Origin of the sequence: Streptomyces boncukensis, assembly GCF_011045075.1 — a bacterium.
Taxonomy (GTDB): Bacteria; Actinomycetota; Actinomycetes; order Streptomycetales; family Streptomycetaceae; genus Streptomyces; species Streptomyces boncukensis.
On the sequence record NZ_JAAKZZ010000094.1, the window covers coordinates 1 to 18,978 of the forward strand.

The following is an 18,978-nucleotide window of genomic DNA, read 5'->3' on the forward strand; positions in this document are numbered from 1 at the left end:
CGGTGCGGGCGGGTGCCGGAGACTGTCATGGGGCCCTTCGGACAAAAGTTCCAACCAACGAGTTGGTTGGAACTCTGGCAGCCGGACTCGGAAGCTGTCAACCAAATAGTTGGTTATGCTCCGGGTATGACTTCGCGCGGAACCCGTGACCCCGAGGCGACCAAGGCCCGCATCTTCGGCGCCGCCACCGAGGAATTCGCCGCGTACGGCATCGCGGGGGCCCGTATCGACCGGATCGCCCGCGAGGCGAAGGCGAACAAGCAGCTGATCTACGCCTACTTCGGCAACAAGACGGAGCTGTTCGCGAAGGTCCTGGAGCGGAACCTGGTCGACCTGATCGCCGAGATCCCCATCGACGCCGAGAACCCGGAAGCCTGGGCCGACCGCCTCCTCGACTACCACGGGACGCGCCCGCAGCTGGCCCGGCTGATGCTCTGGGAGTCGCTGGAGTACGGCAGCGACGTGGCCGCCAGCAGCCTCACGACCCGCTCCGAGCACTACGCGCACAAGGTGGAGGTCTTCGCGCAGGCGCAGCGCGACGGCCTCATCAGCCGGGACATCCCCCCGGGCGACCTGGTCTTCCTCCTGGTCACGCTGCTCACGGCGCGCACCACGCTGCCCCAGGTGCGCCGCCTGCTGGCGGGCGACGGCGCCGAGGACGACGCCCGGCTGCGGACCTCCATCCGCACGGCGGTCCACCGCATCACCGCGACCTGAGGAGGCGGCACCCCCGGGGGCGCGGGAAGGCCCCCGGGGGGAGCGGGGCCCCGGACTACTCCGGGGGCGTCGGCATCTCCTCCGTGCGGTACATCGCCTGGATGTCCAGCTCCAGCTTCACGGTGCGGCCGATGGCCACGATGCCGCGCTGGATCATGTTGCCGTAGTTGAGGGTGTAGTCGTCCCGGTGCAGCTCGGCGGTGGAGAAGGCCGCGCAGCGCAGCTCCTCGCCGTAGCCGCCGTTGACCGAGCCGTGGTAGCTGGTGTCGAGGTTGACGGTGCGGCTGACCCCGTGCAGCGTCAGGGTGCCCTGGACCGTCCACTTCGAGCCGCCCCTGTGGGTCAGCTTGCTGCTGGCGAAGTGCAGATACGGATAGCGCTCGACGTCGAGGAAGTCGGCGGACTTCAGATGGCCGTCCCGCGTCCTGTTGCCGGTGTCGATGCTGGACGCGTCGATGGTGATCTCCAGATAGGAGTCCTCCATCCGCTCGGCGACCCGGATCCCGCCGTCGAAGCGGGTGAAGCGGCCGTGCACGTTGGACATGCCGTAGTGCCGCGCCACGAAGCGGATCGCGGAGTGCGGCGGGTCGAACACCCAGACGCCGGGCTTCGGCAGCTCCGGCTGCCCGCCGGTCTCCATGCGCAGCCGCTCCAGCGGCGCCGCGGCCCCGGCGGGCACGTCGACGACGCGGTGCAGCGGACTCAGCCCCTCGACGGTGCCGAGCAGGGCGTACCGCCCCTCGGGGACCGTGGCGGTCACCCGGCCGTAGGGGTCGCTGGTGGCCCTGAGTACCCGCCTGCTGGTGTCGCTCTCGGTCAGCGTGACCTCGACCCCGGGCAGCGGCTGCCCCAGCGGGTCGCTGATCTCCGCGCTGAGGATCCCCGCCTCCCGGGGAAGCCCGCTCACCTGCCAGCCTCCGGTCGCGCCGTGCTTCGACCTGCTCCTCCTCAGGAGCGTTCCGAGGCCCATACTTCCGCCCTACTTCCTGACTCTGTGCTCATGCGTGGCCAAAACTGGCCGAACCCGATCCTACGTGCGTAGCGCCACAAGTCGTTACGCACCCCGCCCCGCCGCCCCGGGGAATCGGCACGGATTCGCCGCTCCGCACCGGTTGCTTTCTCGTTACGCGCGAGTAAGTTGACTCCAGCGTCAGTACGTTGAGCCGGACGGCACTTCCCGGGAGCCGCAGATGGGCGTACGGAATGATCTGAGGACGGCGAAGCGGCGCGGCGACCTGGCCGCGCGCGGCCAGGTCGAACTGACCAGAGCGGGCGGAGCCGTCCGTGAGGCCCGCGCGGCGCCGCTCGTCGGGCCCGCCACCGCCGGCAGCACGGCCGACATCCCGTTCACCAACGCCGCCGAGGCCCCCGGCGCCACGGTGCTGCGCCGCAAGGAGGGCGGCGTCTGGCGCCCGGTGACCGCCGCGACCTTCGCGCGCGAGGTCGGCGACGCCGCCAAGGGCCTGATCGCGGCGGGCCTCCAGCCGGGCGACCGGGTGGCCCTGCTGAGCCGCACCCGCTACGAGTGGTGCGTCCTGGACTTCGCGATCTGGGCGGCGGGCGGCCAGTCCGTCCCCCTGTACCCCACCTCGTCCGCGGAGCAGATCGCCTGGATCCTCGGGGACTCCGGGGCCGACATCCTCTTCGTGGAGACCGCCGAGCACGCCGAGACGGCGCGGGCCGCGCTGGCCGAGCTGCCGCACCGGCCCCGCCTCTGGCAGCTCGACGCGCCGCCCGGCGGCACCACCGCGCTCTCCCAGCTGACCGCGCTCGGCCGGGGCGTCCCGGACGAGGAGGTGACCAAGCGGCGGGCCGCGCTCGGCCCCGGCACCACCGCGACCCTGTGCTACACCTCCGGCACCACCGGCAGGCCCAAGGGCTGCGTCCTCACCCACGGCAATCTGCACGCCGAGGCCGCGAACACCGTCGCGCTGCTGCACCCCGTCTTCCGGGAGGTGACCGGGCAGACCGCCTCCACCCTGCTCTTCCTCCCCCTCGCGCACGTGCTGGGCCGCACGCTGCAGATCGCCTGCCTGTCGGCGCGCATCGAGTTCGGCCACTTCCCGAGCGTCAAGCCCGAGGAGCTGCGCCCCGAACTGCGCGCGTACCGCCCGACGTTCCTGGTCGGCGTGCCCTATCTGTTCGAGCGGATCCACGACGCGGCGCGGGAGACCGCGGAACGGCTCGGCCGCGGCGCCTCCTTCGAGCGCGCCGACCGGGTCGCCGTGCGGTTCGGCGAGGCGTATCTGCGCAAGTTCCTGGAGACCGGCCGGGGCCCGGGGCCCGGCCTCCGGCTGGCCTGGGCGCTCTACGACGTGCTCGTCTACCGCCGGATCCGCAGGGAGCTGGGCGGCAGACTGCGCTACGCGATCTGCGGAGGCTCCCCGCTGGACCGGCGGCTCAGCCTGTTCTTCTACGCCGCCGGCCTCGTCATCTACGAGGGCTACGGCCTCACCGAGACCACGGCCGCCGCCACCGTGACCCCGCCGCTGTCCCCGCGCCCCGGCACCGTGGGCCGTCCCGTCCCCGGCACCGCCGTCCGGATAGCCGACGACGGCGAGGTGCTGGTCCAGGGCGGCATCGTGAGCCGCGGGTACTGGAACAGCGAGCACGCGCCGCCCGGCGCTCCGGACGGCGAGGGCTGGTTCGCGACCGGCGACCTGGGCCGGCTCGACGAGGACGGGTTCCTCACCATCACCGGCCGGAAGAAGGACATCCTCGTCACCAGCGGCGGCAAGAACGTCTCTCCGGCGCCGCTGGAGGACCGGCTCCGCAGCCGACCGCCGGTCGGCCAGTGCATGGTGGTGGGCGACGGGCGGCACTACATCGCCGCGCTGATCGCCCTGGACCCGGACGCCGTCGCGCACTGGCTGGCCGTCCACAAGCGCCCCCGCGACACCCCGCACGCCGAACTGCGCCACGACCCGGAGCTGCTGGCGGCCGTGCAGCGCGCGGTGGACTACGCGAACGAGTCCGTGTCCGCCGCCGAGTCCGTCCGCCGCTTCCGCATCGTCGAGGGCGGGTTCACCGAGGAGAACGGACTGCTGACCCCCTCGCTGAAGATCCGGCGCGCGGCGGTGGCGGAGGCGTTCGCCGACGAGATCGAGGCCCTCTATCAGGAGTCCGCCGTCAGCCGTAGGGTGCCCCCCGTTTGAGGTCTATCCGAGGAGGGCTCATGCGCACGCGTCCGAGAACTCCGGGAACCGCGCGCCTGCTGAGGGCGTGGCGGATCCCCGCGACCGCCGCCGTGGCCGCTGCCGCCGTGGTGCTGGTGACCGTGCCGGGCGACGGCGCGGGGCCGTCTGACGCCCGCGCGCGGACCGCCGCTGCACCCGCGCCGGCCGGCACGGCGGAGCCCGACGCGCACGACGTCGTGCTGGCCGTGCACGGCGGCGCGGGCACCGCGCTGATCCGGGAGGAGACCAGCCCCGAGAAGGAGAAGGCGTACCGCGCCGGGCTCAGCAGGGCGCTGCGCGCCGGCCGACAGGCGCTGCACCGGAAGGGGGACGGCGTACGGGCCGCGGAGGCCGCGGTGAACGTCCTGGAGGACGACCCGCTGTTCAACGCGGGCAAGGGCGCCGTCTTCACCGCCGACGCGGGCCACGAGCTGGACGCCTCGGTCATGCGCGGCTCCGACCTCGCGGCGGGGGCCGTCGCGGGCGTCACACACGTGCGCAACCCGGTCACGGCGGCGCGGCTGGTGATGCGGAAGTCCCGGCACGTGCTCCTCGCGGGCCAGGGAGCCGACGACTTCGCCGCCGCGCAGGGGCTGAAGCCGGTGACGCAGGACTACTTCTGGACCCAGCGGCGCTGGGACGCGCTGATGGACGCCAAGGGCAAGAAGCCCTCGGCGGACGAGACCAAGGGCACGGTGGGAGCGGTCGTGCGCGAGGACGACGGGGACCTGGCGGCGGCCACCTCCACCGGCGGGCTCACCAACAAGGCGGCGGGCCGGGTCGGCGACTCCCCCGTCGTCGGCGCGGGCACCTACGCGAAGAACAGCACGGTGGCCGCCAGCGCCACGGGCGCAGGCGAGGTCTTCCTCCGGGGCGCGGCGACGGCGACGATCTCCGATCTGATGGAGTTCGGCGGGAAGGACGTGGCGAAGGCGTCGTACGAGGTGCTGGTGAAGCGGCTGCCGAAGCTGGGCGGGGACGGGGGTGTCATCGCGCTGGACCGGCGCGGGGAGTTCGACGCGCCGCACAGCAGCGAGGGCATGCTGCACGGGTATCTGACGGGGAGCGGCCGGCTGGTGACCAAGATCTTCAAGGACGAGTCCCCGCCCAACCGCTGACCCCTCCGGAATGCGGGGCACTGCCCCCTTCCCGTCTCTGGAACGAGAGTGCCCCTGACGGTGTGTCGCAGTCCGCGGGTGAGTCGTGGCTGGTCGCGCAGTTCCCCGCGCCCCTGAAGCGCCCCTGCGGGGCGCCAGGGCGCGCCCCGCAGGGGCGCGGGGAACTGCGCGCGCAACCACCACTCACCCGCAGTCCGCAGGGCACGGGCCGGGGCAGCACCGTCCCGGCAGCCCCGCCAGAGGGCAGCCACCGCAGGGCCGGCGCTAGTCGAGGGGAGGCATCGGAGCCGTCAGCGGGAGGTCGAGGGCCACGCGTTCGCGCAGCCAGCGGGCCGGGCGGTAGCGGGGGTCCCCCGTGGCGCGGTGCAGCCCCTCGACCAGGGCCAGCAGCCGCGCCGCGCCCACCTCGTCCCCCCACTCCAGCGGGCCGCGCGGATAGCCGAGGCCCAGCCGGACCGCCAGGTCGACATCGCCGGGCTCGGCGATCCCCCGCTCGGCGATCGACGCGGCGACCGACACCACCGAGGCCAGCAGCCGCTGCGCCACGGACCCGGCGGCGTCCCGTACGACGCTCACCGCGCACCCACCGCCCGATCCGCTCGCGCCGAGCACCGCCACCGCGTCCCGTACCGCCTCCCGGGCCGTCGCCGGGGTGACCGACAGCACCCGGCGCGGGGTGCCCAGCGACAGCGGGTCGACGCCGAGGGTGCGGGCGGCGGGCAGCCCGTGCTCCGCGACGGCCGCGGCCACGCTCGTCCCCCACACGGGGACGAGGACCAGCGCCTCGCCCGTGCCCTCCGCCGCGCCGCCGAGCGCGGCCCGCAGCGCCTCCGCGTCCGGCCCGTCCCCGGCGGCGGTGACCGCCCGCGCGGCGTCGCCCCCGGCCGGCGTCCGCTCGGGGAGCGCGGCGGGCGCGGGGTCGCCCTCGCCGTACGCGTAGAAGCCGCGTCCGCTCTTGCGCCCGTACAGCCCCGCCGCGACGCGGTTGGCCGCCAGGTACGGCGGGCGCAGCCGCGCGTCGTGCCGGAAGCCGGTCCAGACCGTGTCCATCACGGACGCGGTGACGTCGAGCCCGGTGAGGTCCATCAGCTCGAAGGGGCCCATGCGCAGCCCCAGCACGTCGCGGGCCACCCGGTCGATGGTCTCCGGAGGGGCGACCGACTCCTCCAGCAGCGCGAACGCCTCGGTGACCAGGCCGCGCCCGGCGTGGTTGACCAGGAAGCCGGGCGTGTCGGCCACGGTGACGGCGCGGTGGCCGCAGCCCTCCACGAACGCCGTCAGGAAGGGCGGCACGTCCGGGCGGGTGAGCGCCCCCGGCACCACCTCCGCGATCCGCATCAGCGGCACGGGGTTGAAGAAGTGCAGCCCCGCCAGCCGCCCCGGGTCCGCGAGCCGCGCGCCGATCCGGGTGACCGGGAGGGAGGAGGTGTTGGTGGCGAAGACCGTGCCGTGCGGCAGCACCCGCTCCAGCTGGGTGAACAGCGCCGCCTTGGCCTCCAGGTCCTCCAGTACGGCCTCGACCACCAGCTCGGGCGGCCCGTCAGGGCCCGGCGGCGCCAGCGGGGAGTCGAGCGGGACCAGCCGCTGCACGGCGCGCTCCGCCTCGTCCGCCGTCATCCGGCCCTTCTCGGCGGCCCGCTCGCACATCCGCCGTACGAAGGCCGCGGCGTCGGTGACCGCCTCCGGCCGGGCGTCGGCGAGCTCCGCCGTGTGGCCCGCGGTGACCGCCCACTGGGCGATGCCGCGCCCCATGGTGCCCGCTCCGACGACTCTGATGCGCATGCCGCTGCCATCCTCTCGGCTCGTTCCGCTGCGACCGTCCGGGGACAGTGGACCTTGCTCGCGGGGAAATGGAAAGGTCGGCACAGCGTTCCGCACTCGGCAGGAAGGGCCGGCGTATGACATCCCAGCCGCAGGACATCGTGATCAGCCAACCGCTGCGCACCCCGATCGGACGGTTCGGCGGCGCGCTGGCCGGGCAGCGCCCGGCCGCGCTGGCGGCCCGGGTGCTGGAGGAGGTCGTGACCCGCTCCGGTATCGCCCCCGGGGAGGTGGACGAGGTGATCCTCGGGCACGCCTACCCCAGCATGGAGGCCCCGGCGGTGGGCCGGGTGGCGGCGCTGGACGCGGGGCTGCCGGAGAGCGTGACCGGGGTGCAGATCGACCGGCGCTGCGGCTCGGGCCTGCAGGCGGTGCTGGACGCCGCGATGCAGATACGGGCGGGGTTCAGCGGCGTCGTCCTCGCGGGCGGGGTGGAGGTGATGAGCGCCGCGCCGTACTACACGCACGAGGGGCGGTGGGGCATCAAGGGCCCGGGGCTGCAGCTGCACGACGCGCTGGCCCGCGGCCGGGTGACGGCGGGCGGCGAGCGGCACCCGGTGCCCGGCGGCATGATCGAGACGGCGGAGAACCTGCGCCGCGAGTTCGGGATCCCCCGCGCGGAGCAGGACGCGCTGGCGCTGCGCTCCCAGCGGCGGGCCGCGCACGCCATGGAGAAGGGCCTGTTCGACGACGAGATCGTGCCGGTGACGGTGCGGACCCGGAAGGGCGAGGCGACCGTCGCCGTCGACGAGCACCCGCGCCCGGACACCACGGCCGAGCAGCTCGCGGCGCTGCGCCCGGTGCGGGCCGGGGAGGATCCGGAGGCCACCGTGACGGCGGGCAACGCCAGCGGCCAGAACGACGCGGCCGCCGCCTGCCTGGTCACCTCCGCCGCCACGGCCGAGCGTCTGGGGCTGCGCCCGCTGGTGCGGCTGGTGGCGTTCGCACGGGCCGGGGTGCCGCCGCGGACCATGGGCCTGGGGCCCGTCGGGGCCACCCGGTGCGCACTCGACCGCGCCGGGCTCACCCTCGCGGACCTCGATCTGATCGAGCTCAACGAGGCGTTCGCAGCACAGGTCCTCGCCTGCACCCGCGCCCTGGGCCTCACCGAGAGCGACCATGAGCGCCGGATCAACGTCAACGGCTCGGGCATCTCGCTCGGCCACCCGGTGGGGGCCACCGGGGCCCGCGTCCTGGCCACGCTCGCGCACACCATGCGCCGGCAGGGCGCACGCTACGGCCTGGAGGCGATGTGCATCGGCGGGGGCCAGGGGCTGGCCGCCGTGTTCGAACGCGTCACGCCCTGACGGGAGCCCGCCGGGCGCTCCGGTACGGCGGCTCCGGTACGGCGCTCCGGCGCCGGGGCCGTACCGGGGCTCAGCCCGTCTCCGCCGCCAGCCGCTGGAGCAGCTCACGCGTCGCGGCGGGCGGCTGAGCGCTCGTCACCAGGCAGTCGATCACATGCCGGTAGGACTCGATGTCCGGCTCGTCCTCCACATAGGCCGCCCCGTTCAGCTGTTCGAGGTAGGCCACGTCGGGCAGTTCGGCGACCGGCAGCCGCAGCAGGGTCACGGGCCCGCCCGCCGCCGCGTGGCCGCCCGCGCTGAACGGCATCACCTGCACCGTCACATGCGGCAGCTCGCTCACCGCGACGAGGTGCCGCAGCTGCGCCCGCATCGTGGCGGGGCCGCCCACCGGGCGGCGCAGCGCCGCCTCGTCGATCACGGCCCACAGATGCGGCGCGCGCGGCCCGTACAGGATCTGCTGGCGGCGCATCCGCAGCGCCACCCGGCGCTGGACGCACGCCTCGGGCTCGTCGCCGTGCGCCAGCTCGATCACCGCGCGGGCGTACTCCCGGGTCTGCAGCAGCCCCGGCACGAACTGGACCTCGTAGCTGCGGATGACGCTGGCCGACTGCTCCAGGCCGATGTAGGGGTGCAGCCAGTCGGGCACCGCGCCGTGGTACGAGTGCCACCAGCCGGGGACGTTGGCCTGGTCGGCGAGGGTGAGCAGCACGGAGCGCTCGCTCTCGTCGTGCATGCCGTAGATCCGCAGCAGGTCGTCGACGTCGCGCCGCGGGAAGCCCGTCCGACCGCACTCCAGTTCGCTGATTCTGCTCGCGGGCACGCGAATCGCCTCACCCGCGTCCTCCCGGGTGAGGAACTGCGCCTCGCGCAGCCGGCGCAGCCGGGTGCCGAGGACCAGCCGGGGCACCGCGGGGGAGGCTCCGGCGCCCTCCAGCGCCCGCTCCGTCTCCTCGCGAACCGCGCCGCCGGCGCCCTCTTCGCCGCCAGTGACGTCCGTGATGCGCATGCCGTCGCTCCCGTACCGTAACCGCATAGCTCTCGCCACCCTCTCAGTTTCCCCTCCCCGCCTTCACAGACATCCCTCGGGGTAGCCTGCCCAACTCCCACGTGTGTCAGGCACGTACCTGGGTACGCACCTTGCCAGAGGCAACGGCCCGGGGGAATCGCGCCCCCTGGAGCACACCATGCCGGGCCGCGGCCGCGCCGCCTTGCCCCGCGCCCGGGTCCGGAGTAGACGGCTGAATCATGGGAACCACACAGCGTGTGCAGGGTGCGCAGAGCGACACGGCTGAAGACAACCGGGCCACCGCCGCGCGGCTGGCCGCCGCGGGCGTCCGCGGGGTGGCGCTGACCTGGGTGGACAACGCCGGTATCACCCGGGTCAAGAGCGTCCCCGCCGGACGGCTGGCCGACGCGGTGGAGCACGGCGTGGGCATGTCCCCGGTCTTCGACGTCTTCCTCGTCGACGACTCGGCGACCACCAGCGCACATATCGGCGGCCCGGACGGCGATCTGCGACTCCGCCCCGACCCGGAGAGACTGACGGTACTCGCCGCGCAGCCCGGCTGGGCCTGGGCCCCCGTCGACCGCTACGAGCAGGACGGCAGCCCGTACGCGGCCTGCCAGCGGGGGTTCGCACGCCGCATGGCCGAGCGGGCGCTGCGCGAGCACGGCATCGAGCTGCGGATGGGCTTCGAGACGGAGTGGACCGTGGTGCGCGGCGCGCTGCCGCAGCCCGGCGCCGGGCTGGACTACGCCGCGACGGGCCCGGCGTACGGCATGGCGCGGCTGGTCGAACTGTCGGACTATCTGCGCGACATCCTGGAGGCGCTGGACGCGCAGGGCGTCCAGGTGCTGCAGCTGCACCCCGAGACCGCGCCGGGCCAGTTCGAGCTGTCGACGGCGCCGAGCGACCCGGTGGGCGCTGCGGACCTGGCGGTGCTGGTGCGCGAGACGGTGCGCGCGGTGTCGGTACAGCACGGGCTGACGGCGTGCTTCGCGCCCGTGGTGGAGGCGGACACGGTGGGCAACGGCGGGCATCTGCACCTCAGCCTGTGGCGCGAGGGGCGGAACCTGTGCGGCGGCGGGGACGGCCCGTTCGGGATGGCGCCGGAGTGCGAGGCGTTCCTGGCCGGGGTGCTGCGCGAGCTGCCGGCGCTGCTGGCGCTGGGCGCCCCGAGCCCGGCCAGCTATCTGCGGCTGCGCCCCTCGCGCTGGGCGGGCGCGTACCAGTGCTGGGGGCTGGAGGCGCGGGAGGCGGCGCTGCGCTTCATCGCCGGAGCGCCGCACGCGGCACACTCAGCGGGCACGGCGGCCACGGCGGCCACGGCGGCCACGGCGGGTACGGCGGGTACGGCGAACGCGGAGGTCAAGTGCATGGACCAGGCGGCCAATCCGTATCTGGCGGCCGGCGGGGTGCTCGCCGCGGGGCTGGCGGGCCTGGCGGATCCGGCCCCGCTGCCGCCGCCCGCCGCGGGCGACCCGGCGCTGACCGGCGGCCAGCCGCGGCTGCCCGACTCGCTCCCGGAGGCGCTGCACCACTTCGAGCGGTCGGCTCCGCTGCGCGAGGCGCTGGGCGAACCGCTGTTCGACGCGGTGGCCGCGGTGCGCGCGGCGGAGACCAAGCTGTTCGAGGGCGCCACCCCGCTGGAGATCGCGGCGGCCACCCGGGGACGGTACTGAATGCGCGGCCGACCGCTGCTGGTGGACCAGCACTGCCACGGGGTGCTCAGGTCGGGCCCGGAGCGCGCGGGCTTCGAGTCGTATCTGACCGAGTCCTCCAGCCCGGCGGCCCCCGGCACCAGCTTCTTCGACTCCCAGCTCGGCTTCGCGGTGCGCCGCTGGTGCGGTCCCGTGCTCGGGCTCCCGGCGCACTGCGCGCCCCAGGACTACCTCGCCCGGCGCTCCGAGCTGGGCGCGGCGGAGGCCACCCGGCGGCTGCTGCGGTCGAGCGGCATCTCCGCTTTCCTGGTCGACACGGGCCTGCCGGGGGATCTGCTGACGCCCGCCGAGCTGGCGGAGTTCGCCAGGGCCGAGGCGCACGAGATCGTCCGGCTGGAGCGGCTCGCGGAGCGGGCCGCGGACGCGGCCCGGGACACCAGCTCCTTCCTGGCGGAGGTCTCGGACACCGTCCGCGACGCCGCGCGCCGCGCGAAGGGCTTCAAGTCGGTGGTGGCCTACCGCGTCGGCCTGGACTTCGAGCCGCACCCGCCCGGCACCTCCCAGGTGTACACGGCCGCCGAGCGCTGGCTGGCCACCCGGGTGCGCGGCGGGCGGCTGAACGACCCGGTGCTGCTGCGCCATCTGATCTGGGCCGCGGTGCGCACCGGCCTCCCCCTCCAGCTGCACACCGGCTTCGGCGACCCGGACCTGCGGCTGCACCGCTGCGATCCGCTGCTGCTGACGGACTTCATCCGCGCGGTCGCCCCGTACGGCACTCCGCTGGTGCTGCTCCACTGCTACCCGTACCACCGCGGCGCGGGCTATCTGGCGGCGGTGTACCCCCATGTGTACGCGGACTTCGGGCTCTCCCTCGCCCACACGGGCGCCCGCGCGGGCGCGGTGCTCGCGGAGCTGCTGGAGCTGGCCCCGTTCGGGAAGCTGCTGTTCTCGACGGACGCCTTCGGCCTGCCGGAGCTGTACGTGGTGGGCGCCGAGGTCTTCCGGGAGGCCCTCGCCCACACCCTGTCCGCCTTCACCTCGGCGAACGCCTGGTCACCCGGTGACGCGGAACGGGTGGCGGGGCTGCTCTCCACCGGCAACGCGGCCCGCCTGTACGGTCTGCAGAGCGAGGCGTGAGAGCCGCCCGTGGAGTCCGGGAATGCCGCGGCCGCGCGGGGTGTTCCGGGGCGAGCGGAGCAGGGAGAGCTCTCCGCGGCACCCGATCCAGGAGACATCATGAGCACCATCGAGCTCACCAAGGACAACTTCGACGAGATCGTGAACGAGAACGCCTTCGTTCTGATCGATTTCTGGGCGGCGTGGTGCGGCCCGTGTCGCAGTTTCGGCCCGGTGTACGAGGCGGCCGCCGAACGGCACCCCGATCTCGCCTTCGCCAAGGTGGACACCGAGGACCAGCAGGAGCTGGCGGCTGCCTTCGAGATCCAGTCCATCCCGACGCTGGCCATCATCCGGGACCAGACCCTGATCTTCGCCGAGCCGGGTGCGCTGCCGGAGGCGGCGCTGGAGGATGTCATCGGGCAGGCGCGGGCCCTGGACATGGACGAGGTACGCAAGTCGGCCCAGGACCAGCCCTCGGAGGGCGCCGGGGAAGGCTGAGCCCTCTCGCTGATGCCGGGCACAGGCCGCCCCTCCCCGCGCCCCTGACGGGCAGGTCATGCACGGGTGCGCCCCGAAGGGGCGCGGGGAACTGCGCGCCCGGCCTCCCCCAAGCTCTCGGCTCCGCTCGAGCAGGGGGTACCCCCATCCCACCCGCACCCTGCGGCGGACCGCACGGGGCAGCCCGTGCTCAGTGGGAGCCGGCACCGGACACGCCGGCACCGGGCACGCCGGCGACGACCGCCGGGCGCGGCAGCAGCCGGAAGTCCTGCCGCACCGGGTGCCCGTCCCGGGCCAGCACCCGTTCGACGGCCGCCAGCCGGTCGGGGCTGCTGGCGATCACGTTCACGAAGTGGTCGGGCAGCCCGGCCGCCGCGTACTCCCCGCGCTCGTCGGTGCTGGCGCGCAGCATCTCGCGCCCGTGGGTGCCGGTGACCGTGATGGCCACGCCCGGCAGCGGGCGGCCGTGCTCGTCGGTGACCGCGCCGGTCAGCGTCGGCTCCTGCCCGCCCACCCGGTGGGAGTGCGGGGTGACGGCGCTGGGCCGGGGCAGCTCGAACGCCGGGTCCTCGGACAGCGGCTCCTCCGCCGCCTCCGCGGCGCGCTCGGCGCGCACCGCGCGCCGCTCCGTCCACGCGCCCAGCGCGATCAGCGCGGCGCCGACGACCACCCAGGCGCACAGCACGAGCACGGGGCGGCCGATGTCCTTGCTGTCGAAGTAGAACAGCCCGCGCAGCGCCTCGATGAGGTTGCCCATCGGCATGAACGGGTGCAGCGCGCGGAAGAACCCGGGCACCATCTGGACCGGTATCGCACCCCCGCTGGACGGCATGCTCAGCAGCACGAACAGCCCCATGGCGACGCCGGGGAAGAACTGCTTGAAGAACGGCACCAGGCCGTACGAGGTCAGCGCGACCGCCTGGGTCAGCAGGAAGATGAACAGGATCGCGAGCGGGTCGCCGGGGATCACGTCCATGCCGCGCGCGGTGGCGTACGCGATGACGCTCATCGCCGCGCCCAGCACCACCAGCGTGACCACCTTCTTGCGGCGCCCGAAGGCCGTGGCCCGCAGCAGCATCATCACGCTGATGTACGAGGGGATCGTGCAGGCCAGCACCAGGTAGAACAGCCCGGTGCCCATCCCGTCCCCGGAGGCGGTCGGCGCCACGTCCTCCACCTTCAGCTGCCCGCCGCTCTGCTGGGCGACCTCGGTGAACGTCTTCTGGAGCAGGGACTCCAGCGCGTAGCCGTCGGCCTTGGCGACGAACAGCCGCGGCTCCTTGCCGCCGGGGACGAACCCGGCCGTGGCGTCCCGGCCGGTGACCGCGTCCCGCGCGGCGTCGGCGTCGGCCACCTGGCGGATGTCGAACGCGCCGGGGCTCCGCTGCTCCAGCGCCTGCTCCAGCTGCCCCGCCGAGGGCCCGGCGACGGCCACCTCGACATGGTGCGGGGTCGGGTTGTGGAAGGGCAGCAGATAGCAGACGAGGAACCCGGCGAAGAAGAACACCGGGAACCACAGCGTCGACGCCAGGGTGCGGACGGTCCCGGGCAGCGACGACGCGGGCCCCTGAGCCGGCTCCGCCCGCTGTTCCGCATGTTCCGCGTGTTCCGCGTGTTCCGCGTGCTTCGCGTGATCCGCCATGGTCGCGGCCCCCTCCGAGGTAGATGGCACAGGCAACGATTAGCGACACTAACAGAATTTCTTGCACTGATGCACAAATGCATGAGTGCACCCCCGCGCTCCGCCCGGTCCGCGGGCTCGTAAGCTGGCCCCATGACCGGGAGCGGCGGGCTGCGGGAGCGCAAGAAGCTTCAGACGCGGAGCGCGCTGCGCGACGCGGCCGTACGGCTGTATCTGGAGCGCGGCCCCGCGGCCGTCACGGTGCAGGACATCTGCGAGGCCGCCGGGGTCTCGCAGCGCACCTTCTTCAACTACTTCGACAGCAAGGACGACGCGGTCTTCGACTGGGACAACCGGCTGGCCGGCGACCTGACAGCGCAGCTCGCCGCGCGCCCCGCGCAGGAGCCTCCGCTGGAGGCGCTGCGCCGCACGTTCCACGCCACCCTGCCGGCGCTCGTCGCGGACGCGGGCTGGCGCGACCGGCGCCGCCTGCTGCAGGCCCACCCCGAGCTGATCCCCAAGCTGGTGCACAGCAGCAGCCATATGCCGGAGGCGCTGGCGAGCGCCCTGTACGAGCGCACGGGGCTGCCGCAGGAGTCCCTCTACCCCCGGCTGCTGACGGGGGCCGCGCTGACGGCGCTCCGCGCGTCCATCGGCGCCTGGGACCCGGAGAGCCCAGCGGAGGATCTGCTGGCCGTCCTGGACGAGTGCTTCCGCTCCCTGGCCGCGGGCCTTCCGATGCCGACCGGGTGAGCACCGGGCCCGCGCCCGCGGCCCCGGCGGAGCTCCCCGTCAGGCGCCGAGGAGGGGCGGGAGGGGGGACTCCCCCGGCGCCAAGGCCGCCGAGGGCGCGCGCTCCAGCTGCGCGTACGTGCACGACGCGGGGTCCCGGTCCGGGCGCCACCGCACCAGGCGGACGGTGTGCCGGAACCGCCCCGCCTCCAGATGGTCGTACCCCACCTCGCACACCAGCTCGGGCCGTAGCGGCACCCACGAGGGGTCCTTCGCCCCGCTCCACCGGCTCGGGCTCCCCGGCATCCGGCTCTCCTCGTGCGCCGCCTCCTCCCGCCACCGCGCCCACGGGTGCCCGGCCGGGGACGGGCTCCGCAGCGGGGCCAGCTCCGTCATCAGCTCGCGCCGCCGCCGCTCGGTGAAGCCGGAAGCGCCGCCCACGTACTGCAGCACCCCCGCCCCGTCGTACAGCCCGAGCAGCAGCGAGCCGACGGCCTCGGCGTCCTTGCGGTGCACCCGGTAACCGGCCAGGACGCAGTCCGCCGTCCGGGCGTGCTTGATCTTGAGCATCAGCCGCTCGCCCGGCCGGTACGGCAGATCCGGCGGCTTGGCCATCACCCCGTCCACGCCCGCCCCCTCGTACCGCTCGAACCAGGTCCTGGCCAGCTCCAGGTCGTCCGTCGCGGGGGCGAGAAAGAGCGGGTGGCGGGCCCGCTCCAGGGCCGCGCCCAGCACCTGGCGCCGCTCGGCGAGGGGGGTGTCGAGCGCGGCGATGTCGCCGAGCGCCAGCAGGTCGAAGGCGAGGAAGCAGGCGGGCGTGGTCCGCGCGAGCAGCCGTACGCGGGAGTCGGCGGGGTGCACGCGGGCCTGGAGCGCGTCGAAGTCCAGCCGCCCGTGAACCGCCACCACGATCTCGCCGTCGAGCACGCAGCGCGGCGGCAGCTGGGCGCGCAGCGCGTCCGCCAGCTCCGGGAAGTAGCGGGTGAGCGGCTTGCCGGTCCGGCTGCCGAGCTCGATCTCGTCGCCGTCCCGGAACACCAGGCAGCGGAACCCGTCCCACTTGGCCTCGTAACGCATGCCGGGCGGGATCGCGTCCACCGCCCTGGCCAGCATCGGCTGCACCGGCGGCATCACCGGGAGATCCACACCAGCGATTGTCCGCCCCGTGCGCGCCGCCCGCAGCGCGCGCTGCGCCGCCCGCGCGCCCGGGTGACCATGGGGCCATGCAGCTGGCCGATATCGCACAGGCGTCCCGCGAGGTGGCGGATGCCTCGGCCCGTACGGACAAGGTGGCGCTGCTCGCGGCGCTGTTCCGGCGCGCCGAGCCGTCCGAGGTGCCGCTGGTGGTCACCTATCTCGCCGGGCGGCTGCCGCAGCGCAGAACGGGCGTGGGCTGGAGCGCGCTCAGCGGGCCCCCGCCGCCCGCCGCACGGCCCTCGCTGACGCTCACCGACGTGGACACGGCGCTGGAGGGGATCGCCGCCGTCGCCGGCAAGGGCGCGCGGGCCGAGCGCAAGCGGCTGCTCGACGAGCTGCTCGGGGCCGCGACGGCGGACGAGCAGTGGTTCCTGGTGCGGCTGATCGGCGGGGAGCTGCGGCAGGGCGCACTGGACGCGTTCGCCGTGGAGGGGCTGGCCGCCGCGGTGGCCGCCGAGCCCGGCGAGGTGCGGCGCGCCGTGATGCTGGGCGGCTCGCTGGGCGCGGTCGCCCGCGAGGTGCTGGCGCGCGGGCCGGACGCGCTGGTGGACTTCCGGCTGGAGGTGGGCCGCCCGGTGCTGCCGATGCTCGCGCACACCGCGAAGGACGTGGACGAGGCGCTGGACCGGCTCGGCCCGTGCGCGGTGGAGGAGAAGCTGGACGGCATCCGGGTGCAGGTGCACAAGGACGGCGGCGCGGTGCGGATCTGGACCCGCACCCTCGACGAGATCACCGACCGGCTGCCGGAGGTCGCCGCGGCGGCGCGCGCCGCGCGGGCCGAGCGCGCGGTGCTGGACGGCGAGGTCATCGCGCTCGGCGAGGACGGCGTGCCGCGCCCGTTCCAGGAGGTCTCCGCGCGGGTCGCCTCCCGGCTCGACGTCGCGGGCGCGCGCGGCGAACTCCCCGTCTCCCCCGTCTTCTTCGACGCGCTGTCCGTCGACGGCCGCGATCTGCTGGACCTGCCCGCCGCCTCCCGGCACGCGGAGCTGGCGCACGCGCTGCCCGAGCCGCTGCGGGTGCGGCGGCTCGCCGTGCCCGACCCGGCCGGCCCCGAAGCCCGCGCTGCGGCCCGGGAGTTCGCCGCTGAGGTCTTGGAGCGCGGCCACGAGGGGGTGGTCGTCAAGGCGCTGGACTCGGCGTACTCGGCCGGGCGCCGGGGCGCCTCCTGGCTGAAGGTCAAGCCCGTGCACACCCTGGACCTGGTGGTGCTGGGCGCCGAGTGGGGGCACGGGCGGCGCACCGGCACGCTGTCGAACCTGCACCTGGGGGCGCGGCGCGCGGACGGCTCGTTCGCGATGCTCGGCAAGACGTTCAAGGGACTGACGGACGCGCTGCTCGCCTGGCAGACCGAACGGCTGCGCGCACTGGCCGTCGAGGAGCGGTCCTGGGGCGTACGGGTGCGGCCCGAACTCGTCGTGGAGATCGCCTTCGACGGCGTCCAGCGGTCGACGCGCTATCCGGACGGGGTGACGCTGCGGTTCGCGCGGGTCGTCCGCTACCGGGAGGACAAGTCGGCGACCGAGGCCGACCCCCTGGATGCGGTGAGAGCCCGGCTGCGGTGAGAGCCCGCGCCCCCGGCCCGGCAGGGCCCTTCCGATGGGCCTAGGCGCGCTCTCTCGGCGCCGGGAGGGCCGCGAACAGGAGGGCGGACAGCAGCGCCGTCGCCGCCCAGCCCAGGCCGTTCTCGCCGATCCAGGTGTCGACGAGGGGGCCCGTGAACCAGTCGACCTTCGTGAAGCCGAGCCCGAGCACCAGCGCGATGCCCCAGGCCGTCATGGCCTGCCAGCAGAACCCGCCGACGTACCAGTAGCGGCTGGTGCGGGAGGTGTCCATGAGGCCGTCCGCGTCGTACGGCACCGCCATCTTCCGGCGGCGGAGCATGTCGACGCCGTACACCCCGACCCAGGAGGAGAAGGAGACCGCGAGCAGCGACAGGAAGGAGATGAAGGAGCCGTAGAAGCTCTTGGCGACCAGCATCAGCAGCAGTCCGCCGACCAGGCTGATGACCGCGTTGATGCTCACGGCCGAGGCGCGCGGCAGCTTCACGCCCATGGTCTGGGCGGTGAACCCGGCCGAGTACATCGACAGGCTGTTGATCAGTACCATCCCGATCAGCGCGATGAGCAGGTACGGCACGGCGAGCCACATCGGCAGCGCGTCGCCGAGGAAGGAGACCGGGTCGTTGGTCTTGGCCAGCGCGGGCGTCGAGAACGACATCACGCCGCCCATCAGCACCATCGGCACCAGCACCAGCAGCGCGCCGGAGACGGTGGTGCCGAAGATCTTCCTGCCCTGGGCGCTGTGCGGCAGATAGCGCGCGAAGTCGGGCCCGGTCGGGATCCAGCTGATGCCGCCCGCGGCGATGGTGCCGATGCCCGCGATCAGCATCGCGGTGCCGCCCGCCGGGCGGGAGAAGACCTCGTCCCAGTCGATGGTGGTCACCAGGTAGACCAGGACCAGCACGGTGAAGAGGCCGAAGAGGTACGTCGACCAGGTGTTGCAGAGGTTGAGCACCTTCCGGCCCATTCCGCTCACCAGGAAGGTCACCCCGACGAACGCCAGCAGTGTGACGACGATCAGCGCGTTGTTGCTCTGGACGCCGAACAGCAGGTCGAGAATGGTGAGGACGGCGTACGAGCCGGTGACCGCGTTGATCGTCTCCCAGCCGAAGCGCGCGACCCACAGGATCATGCCGGGGAAGTAGTTGCCGCGCACGCCGAAGGTGGCCCGGGAGAGCATCGCGCCCGGCGCTCCGCCCCACTTGCCGGAGACGGAGAGCAGGCCCACCAGCCCGAAGGAGACGGAGCCCGCGACGGCGGCGGCGAGCAGCACCTGCCAGAAGTTCAGCCCGTTGAAGACGACGAGCCCGGCGCCCATGGTGAGCAGCAGCACGCTGATGTTGGCGGCCACCCAGGTCGGGAACAGCTCCCGGACCCGGCCGCCCCGCTCGTGGTCGGGTACCGGCTCGATACCGCGGGTCTCGATGGTCTCGTCCGCCGCCGGGGCGGGGT

At 74.2% G+C, this 18,978-nt stretch carries 15 protein-coding genes; 9 read left to right on the plus strand and 6 right to left on the minus strand.

All coding sequences use genetic code 11. The features are described from left to right. The first annotated feature begins 126 nt into the window (after positions 1–126). Entirely contained in the window at positions 127–717 is a 591-nt protein-coding gene (locus G5C65_RS11995; RefSeq protein ID WP_165298760.1) for a TetR/AcrR family transcriptional regulator, read from the plus strand. Between the two features lie 55 nt (positions 718–772). Here G5C65_RS11995 and G5C65_RS12000 read toward each other — a convergent pair whose 3' ends face one another. Next, entirely contained in the window at positions 773–1,687 is a 915-nt protein-coding gene (locus tag G5C65_RS12000) for a YceI family protein (RefSeq protein ID WP_165298761.1), read from the minus strand. Positions 1,688–1,907: 220 nt separating this feature from the next. On the opposite strand from G5C65_RS12000, the gene G5C65_RS12005 reads away from it, so the two are divergent. Then, the gene (locus tag G5C65_RS12005; RefSeq protein ID WP_165298762.1) at positions 1,908–3,872 is read left to right on the plus strand and encodes an AMP-dependent synthetase/ligase; all 1,965 of its coding nucleotides are present in this window, start codon (positions 1,908–1,910) and stop codon (positions 3,870–3,872) included. A 20-nt stretch (positions 3,873–3,892) separates the two neighbouring features. Then, entirely contained in the window at positions 3,893–5,011 is a 1,119-nt protein-coding gene (locus tag G5C65_RS12010; RefSeq protein ID WP_165298763.1) for an isoaspartyl peptidase/L-asparaginase family protein, read from the plus strand. A 264-nt stretch (positions 5,012–5,275) separates the two neighbouring features. Here the strand turns inward: G5C65_RS12010 and G5C65_RS12015 are convergent, their stop codons facing one another. Next, positions 5,276–6,793 carry a 3-hydroxyacyl-CoA dehydrogenase NAD-binding domain-containing protein gene (locus G5C65_RS12015; RefSeq protein ID WP_165298764.1) on the minus strand — a complete coding sequence of 506 codons (1,518 nt, stop codon included), beginning with the start codon at positions 6,791–6,793 and terminating at the stop codon, positions 5,276–5,278. Between the two features lie 116 nt (positions 6,794–6,909). Between G5C65_RS12015 and G5C65_RS12020 the strand changes: the two genes are divergently transcribed. Next, positions 6,910–8,139 carry an acetyl-CoA C-acetyltransferase gene (locus G5C65_RS12020; protein ID WP_165298765.1) on the plus strand — a complete coding sequence of 410 codons (1,230 nt, stop codon included), beginning with the start codon at positions 6,910–6,912 and terminating at the stop codon, positions 8,137–8,139. A gap of 70 nt (positions 8,140–8,209) precedes the next feature. Here the strand turns inward: G5C65_RS12020 and G5C65_RS12025 are convergent, their stop codons facing one another. Beyond that, a complete protein-coding gene (locus G5C65_RS12025; RefSeq protein WP_165298766.1) occupies positions 8,210–9,145 on the minus strand; it encodes a helix-turn-helix domain-containing protein in 936 nt (311 codons plus the stop codon). A gap of 239 nt (positions 9,146–9,384) precedes the next feature. Here G5C65_RS12025 and G5C65_RS12030 point away from each other — a divergent pair, with 239 nt between their 5' ends. From G5C65_RS12030 to trxA, 3 genes are all read left to right on the plus strand, one after another. Next, the gene (locus tag G5C65_RS12030) at positions 9,385–10,821 is read left to right on the plus strand and encodes a type I glutamate--ammonia ligase (protein ID WP_165298767.1); all 1,437 of its coding nucleotides are present in this window, start codon (positions 9,385–9,387) and stop codon (positions 10,819–10,821) included. Next, positions 10,822–11,937 (plus strand): amidohydrolase family protein, encoded by a 1,116-nt coding sequence (locus tag G5C65_RS12035; protein WP_165298768.1) that lies wholly within the window; start codon positions 10,822–10,824, stop codon positions 11,935–11,937. Positions 11,938–12,036: 99 nt separating this feature from the next. Beyond that, positions 12,037–12,417, plus strand: a complete 381-nt coding sequence (trxA, locus tag G5C65_RS12040; RefSeq protein WP_165298769.1) for a thioredoxin — start codon at positions 12,037–12,039, stop codon at positions 12,415–12,417. A 190-nt stretch (positions 12,418–12,607) separates the two neighbouring features. Here the strand turns inward: trxA and G5C65_RS12045 are convergent, their stop codons facing one another. Continuing rightward, positions 12,608–14,059, minus strand: a complete 1,452-nt coding sequence (locus G5C65_RS12045; protein WP_165298770.1) for a carboxypeptidase regulatory-like domain-containing protein — start codon at positions 14,057–14,059, stop codon at positions 12,608–12,610. Positions 14,060–14,191: 132 nt separating this feature from the next. On the opposite strand from G5C65_RS12045, the gene G5C65_RS12050 reads away from it, so the two are divergent. Then, complete coding sequence (locus tag G5C65_RS12050) at positions 14,192–14,791, plus strand: TetR/AcrR family transcriptional regulator (RefSeq protein ID WP_165298771.1); 600 nt, start codon at positions 14,192–14,194, stop codon at positions 14,789–14,791. A gap of 39 nt (positions 14,792–14,830) precedes the next feature. Here the strand turns inward: G5C65_RS12050 and G5C65_RS12055 are convergent, their stop codons facing one another. Beyond that, positions 14,831–15,916: an ATP-dependent DNA ligase gene (locus G5C65_RS12055; protein ID WP_165298772.1), complete on the minus strand. Its 1,086-nt coding sequence runs from the start codon at positions 15,914–15,916 to the stop codon at positions 14,831–14,833. 77 nt (positions 15,917–15,993) lie between these two features. On the opposite strand from G5C65_RS12055, the gene G5C65_RS12060 reads away from it, so the two are divergent. Further along, positions 15,994–17,529, plus strand: coding sequence for an ATP-dependent DNA ligase (locus G5C65_RS12060; RefSeq protein WP_165298773.1), 1,536 nt, complete (start codon positions 15,994–15,996; stop codon positions 17,527–17,529). Between the two features lie 40 nt (positions 17,530–17,569). Here G5C65_RS12060 and G5C65_RS12065 read toward each other — a convergent pair whose 3' ends face one another. Then, positions 17,570–18,952 (minus strand): purine-cytosine permease family protein, encoded by a 1,383-nt coding sequence (locus G5C65_RS12065; RefSeq protein ID WP_338146342.1) that lies wholly within the window; start codon positions 18,950–18,952, stop codon positions 17,570–17,572. Between the last annotated feature and the right edge of the window lie 26 nt (positions 18,953–18,978).

Bases quoted from the DNA above. Each gene is read 5' to 3' on its own strand.
- G5C65_RS11995 (WP_165298760.1), top strand. From the start codon at position 127: ATGACTTCGCGCGGAACCCGTGACCCCGAGGCGACCAAGGCCCGCATC.
- G5C65_RS12000 (WP_165298761.1), bottom strand. From the start codon at position 1,687: ATGGGCCTCGGAACGCTCCTGAGGAGGAGCAGGTCGAAGCACGGCGCG.
- G5C65_RS12005 (WP_165298762.1), top strand. From the start codon at position 1,908: ATGGGCGTACGGAATGATCTGAGGACGGCGAAGCGGCGCGGCGACCTG.
- G5C65_RS12010 (WP_165298763.1), top strand. From the start codon at position 3,893: ATGCGCACGCGTCCGAGAACTCCGGGAACCGCGCGCCTGCTGAGGGCG.
- G5C65_RS12015 (WP_165298764.1), bottom strand. From the start codon at position 6,793: ATGCGCATCAGAGTCGTCGGAGCGGGCACCATGGGGCGCGGCATCGCC.
- G5C65_RS12020 (WP_165298765.1), top strand. From the start codon at position 6,910: ATGACATCCCAGCCGCAGGACATCGTGATCAGCCAACCGCTGCGCACC.
- G5C65_RS12025 (WP_165298766.1), bottom strand. From the start codon at position 9,145: ATGCGCATCACGGACGTCACTGGCGGCGAAGAGGGCGCCGGCGGCGCG.
- G5C65_RS12030 (WP_165298767.1), top strand. From the start codon at position 9,385: ATGGGAACCACACAGCGTGTGCAGGGTGCGCAGAGCGACACGGCTGAA.
- G5C65_RS12035 (WP_165298768.1), top strand. From the start codon at position 10,822: ATGCGCGGCCGACCGCTGCTGGTGGACCAGCACTGCCACGGGGTGCTC.
- trxA (WP_165298769.1), top strand. From the start codon at position 12,037: ATGAGCACCATCGAGCTCACCAAGGACAACTTCGACGAGATCGTGAAC.
- G5C65_RS12045 (WP_165298770.1), bottom strand. From the start codon at position 14,059: ATGGCGGATCACGCGAAGCACGCGGAACACGCGGAACACGCGGAACAT.
- G5C65_RS12050 (WP_165298771.1), top strand. From the start codon at position 14,192: ATGACCGGGAGCGGCGGGCTGCGGGAGCGCAAGAAGCTTCAGACGCGG.
- G5C65_RS12060 (WP_165298773.1), top strand. From the start codon at position 15,994: ATGCAGCTGGCCGATATCGCACAGGCGTCCCGCGAGGTGGCGGATGCC.